This is a genomic window from Ensifer sp. R1-3 (genome assembly GCF_056739175.1).
Genome location: NZ_CP096516.1, coordinates 297,998 through 317,065 on the forward strand (window position 1 = coordinate 297,998; position 19,068 = coordinate 317,065).

General features: G+C 62.6%; 14 protein-coding genes. 11 read left to right on the forward strand and 3 right to left on the reverse strand.

Going from position 1 to position 19,068, the window contains the following annotated elements; translation table 11 throughout:
• Positions 1 to 40: 40 nt before the first annotated feature.
• From M1D43_RS18770 to M1D43_RS18780, 3 genes are all read right to left on the reverse strand, one after another.
• Positions 41 to 3,190, reverse strand: coding sequence for an efflux RND transporter permease subunit (locus M1D43_RS18770; protein WP_010975224.1), 3,150 nt, complete (start codon positions 3,188 to 3,190; stop codon positions 41 to 43).
• 28 nt (positions 3,191 to 3,218) lie between these two features.
• Positions 3,219 to 4,373 carry an efflux RND transporter periplasmic adaptor subunit gene (locus M1D43_RS18775; RefSeq protein ID WP_010975225.1) on the reverse strand — a complete coding sequence of 385 codons (1,155 nt, stop codon included), beginning with the start codon at positions 4,371 to 4,373 and terminating at the stop codon, positions 3,219 to 3,221.
• 92 nt (positions 4,374 to 4,465) lie between these two features.
• Complete coding sequence (locus tag M1D43_RS18780; protein ID WP_010975226.1) at positions 4,466 to 5,074, reverse strand: TetR/AcrR family transcriptional regulator; 609 nt, start codon at positions 5,072 to 5,074, stop codon at positions 4,466 to 4,468.
• Between the two features lie 186 nt (positions 5,075 to 5,260).
• Here M1D43_RS18780 and M1D43_RS18785 point away from each other — a divergent pair, with 186 nt between their 5' ends.
• From M1D43_RS18785 to M1D43_RS18835, 11 genes are all read left to right on the forward strand, one after another.
• On the forward strand, positions 5,261 to 6,088 hold the full coding sequence (locus M1D43_RS18785; protein WP_010975227.1) for a phosphogluconate dehydrogenase C-terminal domain-containing protein: 828 nt from the start codon (positions 5,261 to 5,263) through the stop codon (positions 6,086 to 6,088).
• A 68-nt stretch (positions 6,089 to 6,156) separates the two neighbouring features.
• Positions 6,157 to 7,098: a D-ribose ABC transporter substrate-binding protein gene (locus tag M1D43_RS18790; RefSeq protein WP_010975228.1), complete on the forward strand. Its 942-nt coding sequence runs from the start codon at positions 6,157 to 6,159 to the stop codon at positions 7,096 to 7,098.
• Positions 7,099 to 7,263: 165 nt separating this feature from the next.
• The gene (locus M1D43_RS18795) at positions 7,264 to 7,908 is read left to right on the forward strand and encodes a DUF2291 family protein (RefSeq protein ID WP_127539753.1); all 645 of its coding nucleotides are present in this window, start codon (positions 7,264 to 7,266) and stop codon (positions 7,906 to 7,908) included.
• Positions 7,905 to 9,455, forward strand: a complete 1,551-nt coding sequence (locus M1D43_RS18800) for a sugar ABC transporter ATP-binding protein (RefSeq protein ID WP_010975230.1) — start codon at positions 7,905 to 7,907, stop codon at positions 9,453 to 9,455. Before M1D43_RS18795 ends, M1D43_RS18800 begins: the two co-directional genes overlap by 4 nt.
• Positions 9,455 to 10,519, forward strand: coding sequence for an ABC transporter permease (locus tag M1D43_RS18805; protein ID WP_003525781.1), 1,065 nt, complete (start codon positions 9,455 to 9,457; stop codon positions 10,517 to 10,519). Before M1D43_RS18800 ends, M1D43_RS18805 begins: the two co-directional genes overlap by 1 nt.
• Before the next feature lie 5 nt (positions 10,520 to 10,524).
• Positions 10,525 to 11,559, forward strand: coding sequence for a Gfo/Idh/MocA family protein (locus M1D43_RS18810; RefSeq protein WP_010975231.1), 1,035 nt, complete (start codon positions 10,525 to 10,527; stop codon positions 11,557 to 11,559).
• Positions 11,556 to 13,475, forward strand: a complete 1,920-nt coding sequence (apnL, locus tag M1D43_RS18815) for a D-apionate lactonase (protein WP_027989178.1) — start codon at positions 11,556 to 11,558, stop codon at positions 13,473 to 13,475. The genes M1D43_RS18810 and apnL overlap by 4 nt, the downstream gene beginning before the upstream one ends.
• 122 nt (positions 13,476 to 13,597) lie before the next feature.
• Positions 13,598 to 14,356, forward strand: a complete 759-nt coding sequence (locus M1D43_RS18820) for a Tll0287-like domain-containing protein (protein WP_003525786.1) — start codon at positions 13,598 to 13,600, stop codon at positions 14,354 to 14,356.
• Complete coding sequence (locus M1D43_RS18825) at positions 14,353 to 17,106, forward strand: ATP-binding response regulator (protein WP_010975234.1); 2,754 nt, start codon at positions 14,353 to 14,355, stop codon at positions 17,104 to 17,106. Before M1D43_RS18820 ends, M1D43_RS18825 begins: the two co-directional genes overlap by 4 nt.
• Before the next feature lie 24 nt (positions 17,107 to 17,130).
• A complete protein-coding gene (locus tag M1D43_RS18830) occupies positions 17,131 to 17,496 on the forward strand; it encodes a response regulator (protein WP_010975235.1) in 366 nt (121 codons plus the stop codon).
• An 8-nt stretch (positions 17,497 to 17,504) separates the two neighbouring features.
• Positions 17,505 to 19,067, forward strand: coding sequence for an adenylate/guanylate cyclase domain-containing protein (locus tag M1D43_RS18835; protein WP_013850023.1), 1,563 nt, complete (start codon positions 17,505 to 17,507; stop codon positions 19,065 to 19,067).
• Position 19,068: the final 1 nt, after the last annotated feature.

Consider the following 19,068-nt stretch of genomic DNA (forward strand, 5'->3'; position numbering starts at 1 on the left):
GTGCGTGCTCGCGCAGAATCGGCTAATAACCGGACTCCGCTTACTCTGCCGCAAGCGGGGTCGAGTAGTGCTCCTGTTCGTCCGCATTGTCCTGCGCGGCTAGAGGCTCCGGGTCCGTTTTGCGCGATTTAGGCTCCTTGCCGAAGAAGAGCGCATAGCCGGCCGGCAGCACGAGGATCGTCAGAACGGTGGCAACCAGTATGCCGCCCATCATCGCATAGGCGAGCGGTCCCCAGAAGACGCCGCGGGAGATCGGGATCAATGCCAGCACCGCTGTGAGCGCCGTCAGTATGATCGGTCGAAAGCGGCGCACCGCCGCGCCGATGATCGCCTCGGAACGCTCCATCCCGGCCGCGATGTCCTGGTCGATCTGGTCCACCAGGATGATCGAATTGCGGATGATGATGCCGAGCAGCGCGATGACCCCCAGAATGGCGACGAAGCCGAAGGGTGCTCCGCTGATGAGCAGGGCCGCCGCCGCACCGATAATCCCGAGCGGACCGGTTGCGAGCACCAGCATCGCCTTGCCGAAATGCTGGAGTTGCACCATCAGGAGAATGACGATCACCACCAGCATGATCGGCGCCTTGGCGGCGATCGAGGCCTGGCTCTCGGCGCTGTCTTCGGCGCCGCCCTGGATCTCCACCTTGTAGCCGGGTGCAAGGCCGTCCCTCAGTCCCTTGAGCTCGTCAAAGAGCTGCATCGCCACGTCGTTCGGCTGCACGCCGTCAGGCAGCGTTCCGCGCACGGTGATCGTAGGAAGCCGGTCGCGCCGCCACTCGATACCCTGTTCCATGACGGGAACCACCTTGGCAATCTGCGAGACCGGGACGAAGCCACCGAAATCGGTGGGCACATAGACTGATTGCACGGCAGAGAGCAGGTGGCGATTGCCGCCGGGCTCCCGCGCCATGATGGAGACCGTTTCCTCGCCATCGCGGAAGCTGTCGAGCGGGACGCCGGACATTGCCGCCTGCAACATCTGGCGGATGCGCTGCGACGTGATGCCGAGGGCGCGGGCGCGGTCCTGGTCGATCACCAGCTTCATCGCCGGCACAGGTTCCAGCCAGTCGTCATGAATCGCGCCGAGCATCGGGTTTTCCTGGAATTTGGTCTTCACCTGGTCGGCGATTCGACGCACTTCCTCGCGGTCGGGTCCCATCACCCGCATCTGCACCGGCCAGCCGGTCGGTGGTCCCAGGAACAATCGGTCGACCTTGGCGCGGATCGAGGGGAAGTCCTCGGCGAGTATCGTTCTCAACTTGGCGATCAGCCGCTCGCGGGCCGGCTCGTCCTTCGCCATGACGAGGAGCTGCGCGAAATTTGGATTGCGAAGCTGCTGGTCGAGCGGCAGGAAGAAGCGCGGGGCGCCTTCGCCGATATAGGTGGCGATGAAACGCTTGTCCTCATCGTCCATCATCCGCTCCTCGAGCGCCTTCGCCTGCTTTTCGACCTCCTTGATGCTCGTTCCCTCAGGCAGCCAGAGATCGACCAGGATTTCCGGGCGCGAGGACTGCGGGAAGAAATTCTTCGGAATGAACTGGAATGCCCAAAGGCTCGTCACGAAGATGGCAAGGGTCATCAGGAGCACGACGACGCGGTGGCGCACTGCCCAGCCGACAGTCGTCCTCAGGCGGCGATAGAAGCGCGTATCGAAGACGTCGTGATGGGTGCCGGCGTGGTGGCGCTGCTTCAGGATCATGTAGCCGAGCCAGGGCGTGAAATAGACCGCCACGAACCAGGAGACCACCAGGGCGATGCCGACGACGTAGAAGAGCGAGCGGACATATTCGCCGGCGGTCGATTCCGCGAAGCCGACAGGGATGAAGCCGGCGGTGGTGATCAGAGTGCCGGTCAGCATGGGAAAAGCGGTCGAGGAATAGGCGAAGCTCGCCGCGTCGATCTTTTCCAGCCCCTCTTCGAGTTTCCGCTCCATCATCTCGACCACGATCATCGCGTCGTCGACAAGCAGGCCAAGGGCGATGATCAGCGCCCCGAGCGAGATGCGCTGGAGGTCGATGCCGAGCTCGTACATGATCGCAAAAGTGGCCGCGAGCACGAGCGGAATGGCAATCGCGATCACGAGACCGGAGCGCCAGCCGATCGACAGGAAGGAGACGATGAGGACGATGATCAGCGCTTCGATGAGCGCGTGGCTGAACTCGGTTATCGCTTCGGTCACGACCTCCGGCTGATTGGAGACCTGATCGACCGACACGCCGTAGGGGAGGGCTGACTCAAAGCGATCGTAGGTCGCCTCCACTGCCTTGCCGACGTCCGTGACGTTGAAGCCCTTTGCCATGACGACGCCGATCTGGACGCTGTCGTGGCCGTTGAATCGGAATTTCCTTGCATAGGGATCTTCCAGCCCGGAGGTAACGGTCGCGATGTCGCCAAGCCGGATGGTCCGGTCTCCCGCCCTCAGCCGCAGCTCGCGGATGTCCTCGACCTTGGTGACGTCTCCTTCGACTGAGATGCGCACCGAGCGCGTGCCGGTGTCGACAGAGCCGGCATAATCGACATTGTTCTGACCGGCGATCGCATTGCGCAGGTCGTTGAATGTCAGGCCGCGCTCTGCGAGGACCTTGGAGGAAAGGTCTATATAGATTTTCTCGGGCTGGTCCCCGAGGACCACTACCTTCTCGACGCCCGGTGTCGCCAGCAGCATGTCGCGTCCCTCGATCGCGAAGCGCTTCAGTTCCGGATAGCTGAAGCCGTCGCCGCTGATCGAATGCAGGGTGATGAAGGTGTCGCCGAACTCGTCGTTGAAATAGGGGCCGAGCACGCCTTCGGGCAGTTCGTTGGCGATGTCGCCCACCTTCTTGCGCACCTGGTAGAATGCGTCGGCGACCTCGTCTGCGTTGGTGTCGCCCTCGATCTGGACCGTGATGATGGCACTGCCGGCGCGCGTATAGGAGCGGACGAAATCGAGATGCGGCGTTTCCTGCAGCTTGCGCTCGATCTTGTTGACGACCTGGTCTTCCATTTCCTGGATGGAAGCTCCCGGCCATACGGCTTGCACCACCATGACGCGGAACGTGAATTCCGGATCCTCGCGTTGCCCCATGCGCAGGAGCCCAAGCCCACCGGTGATGATGATCAGCGCAAGCAGGAAGCGCGCGATGCTCGGATGCCCGATCGCCCAGCGCGAAAGATTGAACGGTTTCTTGTCCTCGGTGGAGGCGTGCATGGCCGTCGTCCCGTTCTATCGGTGGAGGTTAGCGGAGAATTTCGGGCGTTTCGGCCCGGGCGGACTGCTGCTCGGCGGATTGCTGTTCGCCCGCCTGCAGTCTCACCTTGAGATCCTCGGCCATGAACTGTGTGCCTGCGGCAACGACGAGGTCGCCGGCGCCGAGGCCGTCGACGACGCGCACACCGTTGTCGGCGAAATCGGCGAGCTTGATCGGGCGTGCATGGACGGTCGAGAAGTCACGATCAACGATCCAGACGATATTCTGGCCATCCTTCTTCGACAGCGCGCTCAGGGGTATCGAAACGAGCGGCGCCGAGCTTGCTGCAGCCGCCTCGACCGTCGCCGTCATGCCGAGAAGCACGCGCTCGTCGTTCGGCAGGCTGACGCGTACGGAAAAGGTGCGCGAGCGCTGGTCGGCGCTGCCGGAGACTTCGCGCACATGTCCGTCGAGCACAAGCATGTCGTTCGACCAGAAGCGCACCCCGACCGGTTTGCCGGGCTTGAATTCGGTAACATCTATTTCCGGCACTGCGATTTCGACTTCCTTCTCGCCGTCGACTGCGACGGTCACGACGGGCGTTCCGGTGCCGACGACCTGGCCGATATCGGCGTTTACGGCCGTGACGATGCCGTTCTGATCGGCCTTGAGGTCCGTATAGCTTACCTGGTTCTTTGCCTGGCTCAGCGACGAGGCCGCGGCGTCTCGCGTCGATACCGCTTGATCGTAAAGAAGCGTTGCCTGATCGAGCTGAGCCTGGGAGGAAAACGATTTGGTGAAGAGCTGTTCGGCCCGGAGTTTCGCAAGCGCCGTCGTCTGCACCTGCTTTTCGGCAGCAAGCAGGTTTGCCTCGGCGCTCGTGACCGCGAGCCGATAGTCGGTGGCGTCGATGCGGGCGAGAATGTCACCAGGCTTAACCCGGTCGCCGATATTGACGAGCCGTTCGGTTATCTTGCCGCCGACGCGGAAACCGAGGTTCATTTCCGTGCGCGCTCTAACCGAGCCGGAATAGTGAAGCTCCCGCGGCTCGCCGGCCGCGGCAATCTCCACGACCTTGACCGGGCGTATGGTCTCCTTCGTCTCGACTTTCTCCTGCGAGCAGCCGGAGAGAACGGCGCCGAGCAGGATCGCGGTGAGGAGACGGGCGACGAACGGTCGGTTGAGGGCACTTCCTGAAAACATCGCTCTTACTCTCCTTGGCCACTCTGCGGCGGCGCGGCGTTTTTGTGCATGGCTTCGCCCGAAACCCGTCCACACTTTTGGGGCAGCATGCCTTATTTTTTCAGCGCCCGGATCGCGAACTCGACCAGTTCATCGGGTGTCGCGCGGTTTTCCTTGGCAAGACACTGGGCGACGATCTGCGGATGACAAAGGGTGACGAGGCTGGCGCCGAAACATCTGGCCGCGACCGCGGGGTCCACGTCGGCGAACTCTCCGGCTTCGATCCCCTCGCGGATAATGCCTGCGAGGAGGTCGTCCAGACGGCTGATATGTTTCTCGATGACGTGCCAGTCGCGCTCGATCGCCACGACGACCATTTCATGGACCTTCTGCTCGTCGAGCATCGTCTCGACGGTGAGCTTGTGCTGTCCCAGCGCATAGCGCCTCAGCCGCTCGGAAGCACTGAGTGGCAGATGCGCGATTTCCAGCGCCTGCTGGTAGCTCGCGCCGAGCATGCGCAAGCAAAGTGTTTGGTGGATTTCCGTCTTCGACGCAAAGAAGCGATAGATGTTGGCCGGCGACATATCGAGCTCGCGCGCGATATCGGCGACGTTTGTCTTGGCATAGCCGTAATGGCGGAACAGCCGCTCGGCGGCCTCAAGAATGCGCGCCACGTTTTCCTGGCGGGCTGCGTCTATGGCGTTGTCTGCGAGATCGCTCATCCTGTCTCCTGATGATGAGTGACGAATTTTGAATTTCGTCAGTCGTAATCCGATAATCGTGACTTGTCAACCGCCGACCCTGTTTGCGGTCGCCAGCTAATCGGCAAACTGGAGCTGGTGATATACTCATTGACTCATCATACCAGTTCCGCTATTCGGATCATCAAGATAGCTGAGGAGTTGCAAATGACATCGATTGCCCTGTTCGGCGCCGGCGGGAAGATGGGCTGCCGCCTGGCCAAGAACCTCAAAGGCTCGCGTTTCGACGTGCGCCATGTCGAAGTGAGCGAGGCGGGCAAGACGCGGCTGGCCGACGAGCTCGGGCTTCAGGCCGTTGCCGCCGATGAGGCGCTGGATGGTGCCGAGGTGGTTATTCTGGCGGTGCCGGATACGGCTATCGGCAAGGTCGCTTCCGGGATTGTGGATAGACTGAAGTCCGGCACGATGGTCATCGTCCTCGATGCGGCCGCACCCTATGCCGGTCATCTGCCGGAGCGCGGCGATCTTACCTATTTCGTCACCCATCCCTGCCATCCGCCGATCTTCAACGACGAAACGGATGCGGCAGCCAAGCGCGACTTCTTCGGCGGTGTCGCCGCCAAGCAGCACATCGTCTCCGCGCTGATGCAGGGGCCGGAAGAGGCCTATGCGCTCGGCGAGGAGATCGCCAAGATCATCTGGGCGCCGGTCATGCGCTCGCACCGGGTGACGGTCGAGCAGATTGCGCTTTTGGAGCCGGGCCTTTCGGAAACGGTCTGCGCCTCGCTGCTGGTCGTCATGCGCGAGGCCATGGAGGAATGCGTCAAGCGCGGGGTGCCGAAACAAGCAGCCCGCGACTTCCTGCTCGGCCACATGAACGTGCTCGGCGCAGTGATCTTCGAAGAGACACCCGGCGTCTTCTCCGACGCCTGCAACAAGGCCATCGAATTCGGCAAGCCGATGCTCATGCGCGAGGACTGGAAACGCGTCTTCGAGCCGCAGGAGATCGCCGACAGCATCCGCCGCATCACCTGATCGTGCGAACGGAATACCGGAGCATGTGAGGACAGCTCCGACGTTTTTCAACCTGGGAGGAAAAGCAGATGAAACTGACACGCAGAATGACCATCACCGCTTTCGCGGCGGTACTGGCGGCGAGCTCCGCCGTTCCGGCCTACGCGGCCGATCTCATCGCCATTATCACGCCGTCGCACGACAATCCCTTCTTCAAGGCTGAAGCGGTGGGCGCCGAGGCCAAGGCGAAGGAGCTCGGCTACGAAACACTGGTCCTCGTGCATGACGACGATGCGAACAAGCAATCGCAGCTGATCGACACCGCGATCGGCCGCGGCGCCAAGGCGATCATTCTCGACAATGCCGGCTCTGAAGCCTCCATCGCGGCCGTCCAGAAGGCGAAGGATGCGGGCGTGCCGTCCTTCCTGATCGATCGTGAGATCAACGCGACCGGGGTCGCCGTCTCGCAGATCGTCTCCAACAACTATCAGGGCGCGCAGCTCGGCGCCGAGGAATTCGTGAAGCTGATGGGCGAATCCGGCAATTATGTCGAGCTGCTCGGCCGCGAAGCCGATCTCAATGCCGGCATCCGCTCGAAGGGCTACCACGACGTCATCGACGAATATCCGGAGATGAAGATGGTGGCGCAGCAGTCGGCGAACTGGAGCCAGACCGAGGGCTACAGCAAGATGGAGACTATCCTTCAGGCCAATCCCGACATCAAGGGCGTTATCTCCGGCAACGACACGATGGCCATGGGCGCGATCGCCGCATTGCAGGCGGCCGGCCGCAAGGACGTGATCGTCGTCGGCTTCGACGGCTCGAACGACGTTCGCGACTCCATCAAGTCCGGCGGCATCAAGGCCACCGTTCTGCAGCCGGCTTACGCTCAGGCGCAGATGGCAGTGCAACAGGCGCACGAATACATCACCACCGGCAAGGCGCCGGCGGAAGAAAAGCAGCTCATGGACTGCGTGCTGATCAACAGCGAAAACGCCGACCAGCTCGAGACCTTCGCGCTGGCCGATTGATCGGCTCCAAAGAGTTGGAGCGGGAGCGGACGAAAACCGTCCGCACCCGCTGTGCCTTTGAATCCACGCATCATGCTTTCCGAAAATCGATTTCGCTTTTCGGGCCGATGCGCTCGGCACGCGGCCGATCCGCTGCGCGCCTGTCCTGTCATGGAGTGAATTTCGATGCCGAAGTTTAAGGTCGCGGCCGCACTTGTGGTTGCGGGCGTGATGGCACTCTCGGGCTGCAAGATCATCAAGACGCCGACTGCCGAAGAGGCCGCGGAGGCTGCTTCCGGCGGCTTCAACCCCGGTCGCATGGTCGCCGAGATCTGGGACGTCAAGGTGCTTCCCTATTTCGACAGGAAGGCCGGTCCGTTCGCCGAGGTGGCGGCTCTCGCCGAGAGCGATCCTCAGGCGGCGGGTGCCAAATACGGCCACAAGGAAAAGCAGGGAAGTGCGCCCTGGACTTTTGCGGCGCGTCTTTCCGGCACCGTCGTTAAGGCCGAGACGAAGTCGCGCTCGGCCTATGTGGAGGTCGACGCCAACGGCGACGGCAAGGCGGATGCGCGCGTGCAGATTGGCCCGGCGATCCGTGGCACGGCGATCCGCGACAGCCTCGACTTCGTCAACTTCAACGAATTCAAGAACCAGATCGAATGGGCGCAGTTCGGCAAGGCCTTCAACACGCATGTCAACGGACTGGTTCTGGAAAAGCTGTCCCGCGACGGGCTTGTCGGCAAGAAACTCGACGCAGTCGGCGCCTATCCGCTGCCCGCCAAGGGTCAATTGCCGCTGTTCGTTCCGGCTCAGCTGACGGTGGGCGGATGATCATGCACCCAGCTGACGACGATGACTGCGTCCTGCGCCTCGAAGACGTGACGAAGGTCTATTCGGGTATAATTGCGGTGCGCCATGCGAACCTTTCGCTCCGGCGCGGCGCCGTGAATGTGCTCGTGGGGGAAAACGGTGCCGGCAAGTCGACCCTGATGCGGATCATCGCCGGCGTCGAGAAGCCGTCACTCGGCCGCATCCTGCTCGACGGCCAGCAGGTGGAGTTCCATTCGCCGGCCGACGCGCAGCGCCACGGCATCGGCATGGTCTTCCAGGAGCTGAATCTGTTCGGCAATCTCTCGGTTGCCGAGAACATCTTCGCGACGCGGGAGCTGACCCGAGGCATTCGCGGCATCGATCATCGCGCGCAGGTCGAGAGGGCTACCGGGTTCCTCGACAGGCTCGATGCCGGGATCGATGCCGAGACGCTCGTCGAAGACCTGCCGATCGGCCAGCAGCAGCTGGTGGAGATCGCCAAGGCGATCTCGCTCGATACCCGCATCCTTATTCTGGACGAGCCGACATCGGCCCTTTCGGCGGCGGAGGTGGACGTCCTTTTCAAGGTCATCCGGGAGCTGAAGGCGCAAGGGGTGGCGATCGTCTACATTTCTCACCGGCTCGAGGAGCTGATGCGGATCGGCGACTACATCACCGTGCTCAGGGATGGACAGATCACCGGCCACGCCATGGTCAAGGACATCGATACCAAGTGGATCGTCCGGTCGATGATCGGCTCGGATGCGAAGGACTTCGCCAAATCGGTCGACCACCGCCTCGGAGAGGAGGCGTTCCGCGCCGAGGAGATCTGCCTGCCGCGCCGGACCGGCGGGCTCGCGGTCGATCATGTCTCGATCTCGGTACGTGCCGGCGAGGTGTTGGGCATCTACGGGCTGATGGGGGCCGGCCGAAGCGAATTCTTCGAATGCGTCATGGGCCAGCACCCGCATTCCTCGGGGCGGGTCTTCGTCGGCGGGACGGAGGTCGACGCCAGCGACACGTCGGGCAGGATCAGCGCAGGATTGGCGCTCATACCGGAAGATCGCCAGCGCGAGGGTCTCGTCCAGGCGCTTTCGATCGCCAGCAACCTGACGCTTGCGAGCCTCGACCGCTTCGTCCGCTTCGGCTTCCATATTGTCGGCGCGCGGGAGCAAGCCTCGATCGCGGCGGCCATCCGCGATCTTTCCATCAAGGCGCCCAACCCGGACTTCGAGGTGACCTCGATGTCCGGCGGCAACCAGCAGAAGGTCGTCATCGGCAAGGCCCTGATGACGAAACCGAAGGTGCTGCTGATGGACGAACCCAGCCGCGGAATAGATGTCGGCGCCAAGGCGGATGTCTTCCGCACCATGCGCCGGCTTGCCGGCGAGGGGCTCGCCATCCTCTTTTCCACCTCCGACCTCGAAGAGGTCATGGCGCTCTCCGACCGCATCGCCGTCATGAGCAACGGACGGCTGGTCACGGTCATCGACCGCGCGGACGCGACGGAAGAGATGATCATAAAGGCTTCGGCCGAGGGTCATAAAACGACAAGGGAACACGCCTGATGACGACGGCAACGACCACCACCAACGCAACTGACGCGACGAGCGGCTCGGTACTGCTCACCTTGATGAAGCTCAGGACGTTCATCGCCCTCTTCGCGGTTGTCGCCTTCTTCTCGATCTTCGCGCCGAACTTTCTTTCGACCGCCAATCTAATCCTGATGTCAAAGCATGTGGCGCTCAACGCCTTCCTCGCCATGGGCATGACCTTCGTCATCATCACCGGCGGCATCGACCTTTCCGTCGGTTCGATCGTCGGGCTCTGCGGCATGGTGGCCGGCGGGCTCATCCTCAACGGCATCGATCTGCAGTTCGGCTACACGGTCTATTTCAACGTCGTCGAGGTTTGCCTCATCACGCTCGCCGTCGGGATCGTCATCGGCGCGGTCAACGGGCTGCTGATTACCAAGCTCAACGTCGCACCCTTCATCGCCACGCTCGGCACGCTCTATGTCGCGCGTGGCTTTGCGCTGCTTTCATCGGGCGGCCAGACATTCCCCAACCTCGTCGGCAAGCCGGAACTCGCGACGACGGGCTTCGCCTTCCTCGGTTCGGGCCGGCTTCTCGGCCTGCCGGTTTCGATCTGGGTCCTCATCGTCGTGGCGCTCGCCGCCGCATACGTTGCCAGGTATACGCCGATCGGCCGGCACATCTTCGCCGTCGGCGGCAACGAGCGTGCCGCCCGCATGTCCGGCATCCGGGTCGACCGGGTGAAGATGTTCGTCTACATGTTCTCCGGCTTCTGCGCGGCGATCGTCGGACTGGTCATCTCGTCGGAACTGATGGCGTCGCACCCGGCGACGGGCAATTCCTTCGAACTCAATGCCATCGCCGCAGCGGTTCTCGGAGGCACGTCGATGTCCGGCGGCCGCGGGACGATCGGTGGCACCATCATCGGCGCCTTCGTCATCGGCATTCTTTCCGACGGTCTCGTGATGATGGGCATCTCGTCCTTCTGGCAGATGGTCATCAAGGGGATCGTGATCATCGTCGCCGTCGTGGTGGATCAGGCGCAACGCCGGCTGCAGCAACAGGTCACGCTGATGCAGCTTGCGAAAAAGGGGTGACGGGCATGACTGATCTCAAAGGCGCGCTGATCGGCTGCGGGTTCTTCGCAGTCAACCAGATGCATGGCTGGCGTGACGCGGAAGGGGCGCGCATCGTTGCCATCTGCGATCGCGATCCCGAGAGGCTGAAGGCCGTCGGCGACGCGTTCGGCATCCAGCGGCGCTACACCTCGGCCGAGGACCTTTTTGCCGATGGCGGCTTCGATTTCGTCGACATCGCCACGACCGTCGGAAGTCACCGGGGGCTGGTGGAGATGGCCGCACGACACGGGGTCGCGACGATCTGCCAGAAGCCGATCGCGCCCACCATGGAGGACGCCAAGGCAATGGTCTCGGCTTGCGCGAAATCAGGCGTGGCGTTCATGGTTCACGAGAATTTCCGCTGGCAGTCGCCGATACGGGCGGTAAAGGCGGCGATCGACAGCGGCGCGATCGGCGAGGTGTTTTGGGGGCGGGTAAGCTTCCGGTCGGGCTACGACGTCTTTTCCGGCCAGCCCTATCTCGCCACGGGCAAGCGCTTCATCATCGAGGATCTCGGCATTCATGCGCTCGATGTCGCGCGCTACATCTTCGGCGATGCGACGGCGGTGACCGCGCGCACGCGCCGGGTCAATCCGGCGATTGCCGGCGAAGACGTCGCAACGATGCTCCTGGACCATGACGGGGGGATCACATCGCTCGTCGACTGCAGCTACGCGACCAAGCTGCCGATCGAGCCTTTCCCCGAGACCCTCATGGAGGTGGACGGGAGCAAGGGCACCTTGCGGCTGACGCAGGGCTATCACCTTGCCGTTCACTCGAAGGGCGCTACGAAATTGACGAATGTGGAACCGCCCGCCCTTTCCTGGGCGTCGCCTCCCTGGCACAACATCCAGGAGAGCGTCGCGCTCATCCAGCAGCATTGGATCGAAGCCTTGCGTGCCGGACGCGAGCCGGATACGTCCGGCCGCGACAATCTCGAGACCTTCGCCCTGGTGGAGGCCTCCTATCTGAGCGCGGCGGAAGGACGGACCGTTTCACTCGCGGAGGTTCTCGGATGACGGTCTCTCGTGCCTTTCTCCTTTTAGGTACCGACGAGAGAGAGCCCGAGGCGCGCAGGATCGAGGTAGGCCGCTTGAGCGCCGATTTCGCCGGCGGCAATCTGCGCACGATCCGTCTTGCCGGCAAGGAGGTGCTCAGGGCCATCTCCTTTCTCGTCCGGGACCGGGATTGGGGCACCTGCGAGGCCGAAATCGGCGATCTGACGGTGGAGGAGGGCAAGACCGGGACAGTCGTTCGGTACTCCGCCAGGTTCCGGTCGCCGGACGGGGCTCTTCTCGATTGCAGCGCGACTATTGACCTGAAGCCCGACCGCCTCGTCTTCGACGCGCGTTTCACGCCGGACCGCGATTTCGAAACGGCACGCGCCGGCTTCGCAGTCCTGCATCCGATCGTCGGTGTGGCAGGGCGGCCGGTCGAGGTCGAGCATGGAGACGGCACGGTCGAACGATCGGTCTTCCCGGACCTCATCGAGCCCTGGCAGCCGTTCAAGGACATCGCGGCGATTACCCACGAAGTTTCGCCGGGCATCGAGGCCGAGTGCCGCTTCGCCGGCGACGTGTTCGAGATGGAGGACCAGCGGAACTGGACCGACGGTTCCTACAAGACCTACGTGCGCCCGCTGGAACTGCGTTGGCCCTATCTGCTGCAGGCGAGAGAGACGGTCCACCAGAGCGTGATGCTGTCGATCCGCACGTCGGGGGAGGCGCTTGCGTTGGAAGAGCGAGGGCAGGAAAATATCCGTCTCTCCCTCAGGCACAACGCAGGGAGGCTGGCTCAGATGGGCATCGGCCTGCGTCCTGACGCTGCCGCCGAAGAGCTACGCAATGCGGGGCTTCTGAAGCAGGTGGGCGCACGGCATCTCGTCTGCCATTTCGACCCGGATGCCGGTCACGGCCTGGCTGACCTTCGGCACTTCCGAGGCGTGGCCGACGCGTCGGGCTGCGCGGTGACGCTCGAATGTTTCGTTCCATGCAAGCGACCCCTCGATGAGGAACTCGGCGAGATCGCGCAGCTTGTGCGCCAGAGCGGCATCGAGCTCGCAAGCCTGGCCGTCTCTCCCTCGGTCGACCGGCAGTCGACCCCGCCCGGTAGCGTCTGGCCGGAATGCCCGCCGCTCGAAGACATCTATGCGGCCGCTCGCAAAGCGTTTCCAGGCGTACCGCTCGGCGGCGGCATGTTCAGCTATTTCACCGAGCTCAACCGTAAGCGGGTGCCCGCCGAAGGACTTTCCTACGTCACCCACTGCACCAACCCGATCGTCCATGCGGCCGACGACACGAGCGTGATGCAGACCTTCGAGGCGTTGCGGGACGTAGCCCGGTCCGTGCGCGCGATCTATGGCGCGAAGCGCTATCGCATCGGTCCTTCCACGATCGCCATGCGCCAGAACCCCTATGGCAGTGCGACGAAGGACAATCCGTTCGGCAAGCGGATCGCCATGGCGGCGAGGGACCCCCGACATAACGCTCTCTTCGGCGCTGCCTGGACGCTTGCCTATGCCGCGACGGTTGCCGATGCGGAGCCCGAGCTATTGACGCTTTCGACGCTTGCCGGACCATCCGGGCTGATCGCCGGCGCCGGGGAGCCCGTCGAAGCCGGTCGGGCGAGGCCGCTGTTTCATGTTGTCAACTGGCTCGCGCAGCTGTCGGACGGGTTGCGGATCGCGGTCGAAACATCCGCGCCGGAATGCGTTGCCGGCCTTGGTGCGACGTTGAATCGAACGACCACCTTGTTGCTTGCCAATCTCACACCCGATCTGCAACGAGTGATGCTTCCCGAGGCCGGCGCGCGTAGGCTCACGCTTCTCGACGAGACCTGGTTGCGCGATGGCGCCGGAGAACCGGAGGCGATAGCGCACCAAAGCGACAGTCTCGACCTGCCCGCTTATGCGGCTGCCCGCATCGACATCCTGTGATTCACGCCAGTGGAATGAAGGCTTGAGCGCGAAAGCGCGAGAGCGACGACTCCTGATGACTCCTTCCACGTGCCCTCCTGTGGTATCATCTCTGCTTGCGCTTCCTTCTGGGGGGTAAGAAAATGGAAGCTCTTGCAGCCCTGGCGCGAAACTGCATCGTCACGCTGTTGTGCGGTTGCGCGCTCTTCGCACCTTCGCTTGCTGCCGAGGAGGCCGATGATGTCGCGACCGGGACGCGGCTTGCCGAGCTGTTGCGTGCCGCTCGAAACGTCCTTTCGAATTACCAGTCGCTCATCAATGACCCGGCCCTCGGAGACAAGAAACTCGACGGTGAGCGTTTCACGGCCGAAGCGATCGCCCTTTATGGCGAGCGCACCGGCCATCCATTGATCTCGGATGATCTCGGCGATCGCGACCGCAAGCTTCTGCAGGCGCAGGTCGAGGCGATGCGGGAAGTCGTGAATGAGCAGCAGGACGACATAAACCGCCCCGGGATCGGGTTCAAAGGTTTCGTGCCGGCCATTTTCGCGCGTCTGATGAACGAGAAATTTGCCGTCAAGGCGGGCAATGAGGCGCTGGTCCGCGTTACGGCGCCGGAGGTTCTGGTGCGCAACCGCAAGTCGCTTCCCGATGCCTGGGAGGCGCGAGTCATCAACGAAGTCTTCTCGGATCCGCAGAGGCCGAAGGGTGAACTCTATACGGAAGTGACGCAGGTGAACGGCCGCCCGGCTTTCCGGATGCTGCTGCCGGAATATTACACGGAGTCCTGCCTTTCCTGTCACGGCTCGCCGAAGGGTGAAATCGACGTCACCGGCTATCCGAAGGAAGGCGGCAAGGCGGGCGATCTGGGCGGTGCCATCAGCATCGTCCTGTTCAAATGAGTGCGCTCGGGCATGAGCTCCGGTCGACAGAGGCCGCCCGGCCCGCGAAAAGGCTCGACAGCCGGATCACCGATCTGCCGATCTCTGCCCGCGTGGCCGCGCTCACAGCGGCCGGCCTGATCAGCCTTGTCCTTTCATCCCTGTTTCTCACGCAGGCGCTTTATCGCAGCGCCGAGCGCATGGCCGAAACAAGGGAGCTTTTCGACCGGGCAGCATCGGCAGCATCGGCCCATGTGGCATTCGGCGACCTCAGATACTGGTTGACCGATCTCTCCGTCAGTCTGCTGATGAACTCCCAGCGCAACGCCGATGAGGCCCGCGAACGGTTGCAGGAGCAATTGGCGGGCCTTGCAAAGCACGCGCCGGAGGCGGTGGAGGCAATTCGTACGGAAGTCGACGCCTATGTCGAAACGGCTCTGCAGGCAGCCGACAGCTACACCCAGGACAACCGCATCGTCGGTAACGCCTTGCTGGCAAAGGCGCGCACCCACAGCGGCAAGGTCGATGCGGATCTCAACAGGCTCGTGGAACAGGTAAAGGCCGAGGCGGAAGCGGCCCGCAACGAGGTTGTCGTGCAAACCGAGAAGACAGCCACGACCGCGGCCATCCTGGTGGGCGGAGTGGTGTTGATCGGTTCGCTGCTCACGCTTCTCGTCCTGCGCTCGATCGTCGGCCCGCTGCGGCGCCTCAATCGCGTCATCGGCGACCTGACGGAGGGACGTTACGACGTCGATATCCCCGAAGAGGGCGGCGATGAACTGGGAGCAATGGCAAGGACGCTTTCGCTTTTCCGGGAAAGCGCGATCGAAAAGAAAAAACTCGAAGACGAAGCGGAGCGGCAGCGCCGGACGATCGCAGCCGCGCTAGAGGTGATCTCGGATGGCTTCGTCCTCTATGATTCCGAGGACAGGATCCTGGTCGCCAACAGCAAATATTGCGAAATCTTCCCGAGCCACAAGCCGAATACGCTTCGCGGCAGGAGCTTCCGCGAAATCGTGGAGCAGAACCTGGAAATGGGTCAGGTGGATCTCGAAGGCAAGTCGCCGCAAGAGTGGGTCGACGAGCGCGTAAGGCTGCATCGGGACCCTGCCGGCCTCGTCGACGAGAAGCGGTTCGGCGACAAGTGGGTCCGCATAAGCAAACGCAAGATTCCGGACGGAGGAACGGTCGCCGTCTACACCGACATCACCCAGCTCAAGCAGCGGCAGGTCGAACTCGAGCGCGCGAAGAGCCACGCAGAGTCGGCAAACGAGGCCAAGAGCCGGTTCCTCGCCTCCATGAGCCACGAGTTGCGCACGCCCCTCAACGCGATCATCGGCTACAGCGAGATGCTGATAGAGGAGGCACGCGATCATGAGGATGAGGAGCTTGTCCCGGACCTCGACAAGATAGCGTCCGCGGGTCGCCATCTTCTTTCGCTCATCAACGACATCCTCGACCTGTCGAAGATCGAGGCGAACAAGATGGAGGTTTTCCTCGAGACCTTCAGCGTTGCCGACTTGCTCCGTGACGTAGCAGCGACAGTCGCGCCGTTGATGGCCCGGAACGGAAACGAGTTCACGCAGGATTTCGAGGCCGATCTCGGCGAGATGCATTCCGACCAGACCAAGCTGCGCCAGAACCTTTTCAACTTGCTCAGCAATGCGGCCAAGTTCACGAATGGCGGGCGGGTGACCCTGAGGGTCCGGCGGGAGCAAAGACCGGACCGCGACTGGCTTGTGTTCCAGGTCACCGACACCGGCATAGGCATGTCACCGGAGCAGCAGGAACGGCTTTTCAATGCCTTCACCCAGGCCGATGCCTCCACCACCCGAAACTACGGCGGCACGGGCCTGGGCTTAAGCATCACGCGCAGCTTCTGCCGCATGATAGGCGGCGTCGTCACCGTCGAAAGCGAAGTCGGCAAGGGTTCCGTGTTCACCATGGAGGTGCCGGCACAGTGCGAGAGAGAGGCCGACGGATCGCCGGCCGAACCCGTGCCGCAAGTTGGGTCGGGCCGCACCGCACTCATCATCGACGATGAGCCGGCTGCCCGCAGCCTTATCGCAAAGGCGCTCGCAGAAGCGGGCCTCGCTTCGATCGAGGCGTCGAACGGACAGGAAGGATTGGCTGCCGCACGCAAGCACCGGCCAGACGCGATCATTCTCGACATCATCATGCCGCATCAGGACGGCTGGTCGGTCCTGCGCGCCCTGAAGAACGATCCCGAATTATGCACGATCCCGGTGATCCTGGCGACGATCCTGGCGGATCGCGAACTGGGTCTTTCGCTCGGCGCGGTCGAGTATCTGACGAAGCCGATCGATACCGATAAGCTGGTCCGGACGATCGAGACATTCGGGGGCGGCAAGCACGACGTTCTGGTCGTCGACGACGACCAGGCCTCCCGCGAGTTTCTCCGGCGCATTTTGGTCAAGAGAAAGTGGACAGTACACGAAGCGGGCGACGGCATCCGAGGACTGGAAATGATGAAGCGGATTCTGCCGCGTCTCGTCCTGCTCGACCTTCTGATGCCGGAAATGGATGGATTCCAGACGCTCAGCGAAATGCAGAGGATTCCGGAGCTGCAGAACATTCCGGTGGTGGTGGTCACGTCGAAGGACCTCTCCGCAAGCGAGCTGAAATGGTTGCGCGACCGGGCGGTCGCTGTCGTGAACAAGGGCGCAAACAGCCGCTCCCAGCTGGTCGCGGCACTCGAACGTCAGATCGGATCGGGCGCTTCGGTCGGCAAAGCCCTCGCGGACGGCTGAACATAGGCAGGAGGAGAGCCGCAAATGACGAAAATCCTTCTGGTGGAAGACAATGAAATGAACCGCGACATGCTTTCGCGGCGGCTGTCCCGCCGGGGCTTCGACGTGCTGATTGCTGAAAACGGAAGGGCCGGCGTCGAACTTGCCGAATCGCAAAAGCCGGACCTGATCCTCATGGATATGAGCCTGCCGGTGATGGACGGCTGGGAAGCGACACGACGGATCAAGGCCAATCCGCTGACATCCGCAATACCGGTCATCGCCCTGACGGCGCATGCAATGGCAAGCGACCGGGAGATGGCGCTTGAAGCCGGCTGCGACGATTACGACAGCAAGCCGGTCGACTTGCCCCAGCTCGTTCGCAAGATCGAGCAGCTGCTCGCGATATAGGTGGGAAGATGACCGCCGGCAACGACTTCCAGCACCAGGCGATCGCCGCTCACGTGGCCCAGAGATTGGCCGGTCCGGCGCGGGCAATCCTGGGTTTCCAGGAACTGCTGGTCGAGCAGGCGCGGGATCTCGGTTTGATCCATATAAAGGGCGATCTCGACCGGATCGGTGCTGCAGCACGGCAACTGAACGGCTTTATCGATCGCCTTCTCGAGGGCGCGGCCTGCCCTCTGGAGGAAGGAGAAGCGGAGGCTGAGGCAAGACTCCGCCACGACCTGCGCACGCCGCTCAACGCCATCATAGGCTATTCCGAAATGATCCTTGAAGAGGCAAGCGATGCGCCGGAGCATGCGCTAAAGGAAGACCTCCATGTGATACTGTCGGCGGCGGCAGAGCTCCTGACGCAGGTCGACGCCATCGCCAGTCTTTCACGCGGGGAAACGGTCGAGATGCTTCAACCGGGGGAACGCGCCGAAATCGACGCGGCGGGGCTCGAGCGACTTCTGTTCAAGGCGCAAGAGGTTGCATGCCCGGAACAAGGGGGCAGGATCCTCGTCGTCGACGACGTGGCCAGCAATCGTGATCTTCTGTCCCGGCGGCTGCGACGCGAAGGTCACCGCGTGGTCACCGCCGAATCCGGACTGTCTGCGCTAGCCAGATTGGCCGAGGACGAGTTCGACCTCATCCTGCTGGACATTCTGATGCCGGACATGAACGGCATCGAGATGCTGTCGCGATTGAAGTCCGAGGAGCGATGGCAGCACGTCCCGGTCATCATGATATCGGGCTTGAGTGATGTCACGGCGGTAGCCCGCTGCATCGAGGCCGGCGCCGACGACTATCTGACGAAGCCTTTCAATCCGATACTTCTGCGCGCACGGATCAACTCGACGCTCGAGAAGAAGCGCTGGCTTGACCGGGAGCACCGCTACCTCCAGCAGATAAAAACGGAAAAGCTGCGGGCGGATTCCCTCATTCGCGCGATCCTGCCCGACCAGATCGTTGCACGGTTGCAGGATGGCGAAGAGATCATCGCCGACCGCTTCGACGAGGTCTCCATCCTCTTTGCGGATATCGTCGGCTTTTCGCCCATTGCAGCAAGGTTGACTGCATCCGATCTGGTCAGGCGCCTGGACAGAATGTTTAGGAGGTTCGATCTGCTGACCGAGCAGCACCGTGTCGAGAAGATCAAGACCATAGGAGACGCCTATATGGCCGCCTGCGGGATCCCGGAGCCTGCGCCGGATCATGCCGACAGGATCGTGGCTCTCGGAAAGTCCATGCTTCGATCCTTGCAGGACATGGAAGCCGGGCCTGACCGTTTTCGGGTTCGGATCGGAATCCATACGGGGCCCGTCGTAGCCGGGCTGATCGGGCGACTCCGGTTCGTCTACGACGTGTGGGGAGAAACGGTGAACATAGCGAGCAGGCTCGAATCCCAGGGGGTCGCCGACGTAATACAGATTTCCGAGGCAACCAGGCGCGCGCTGCGCGGTCCGTGGACGCTCGAGCGCCGTTGCGCCCTGGAGCTGCGAGGCATCGGCGCGGTGGAGACCTATCTTGTTCGATGAC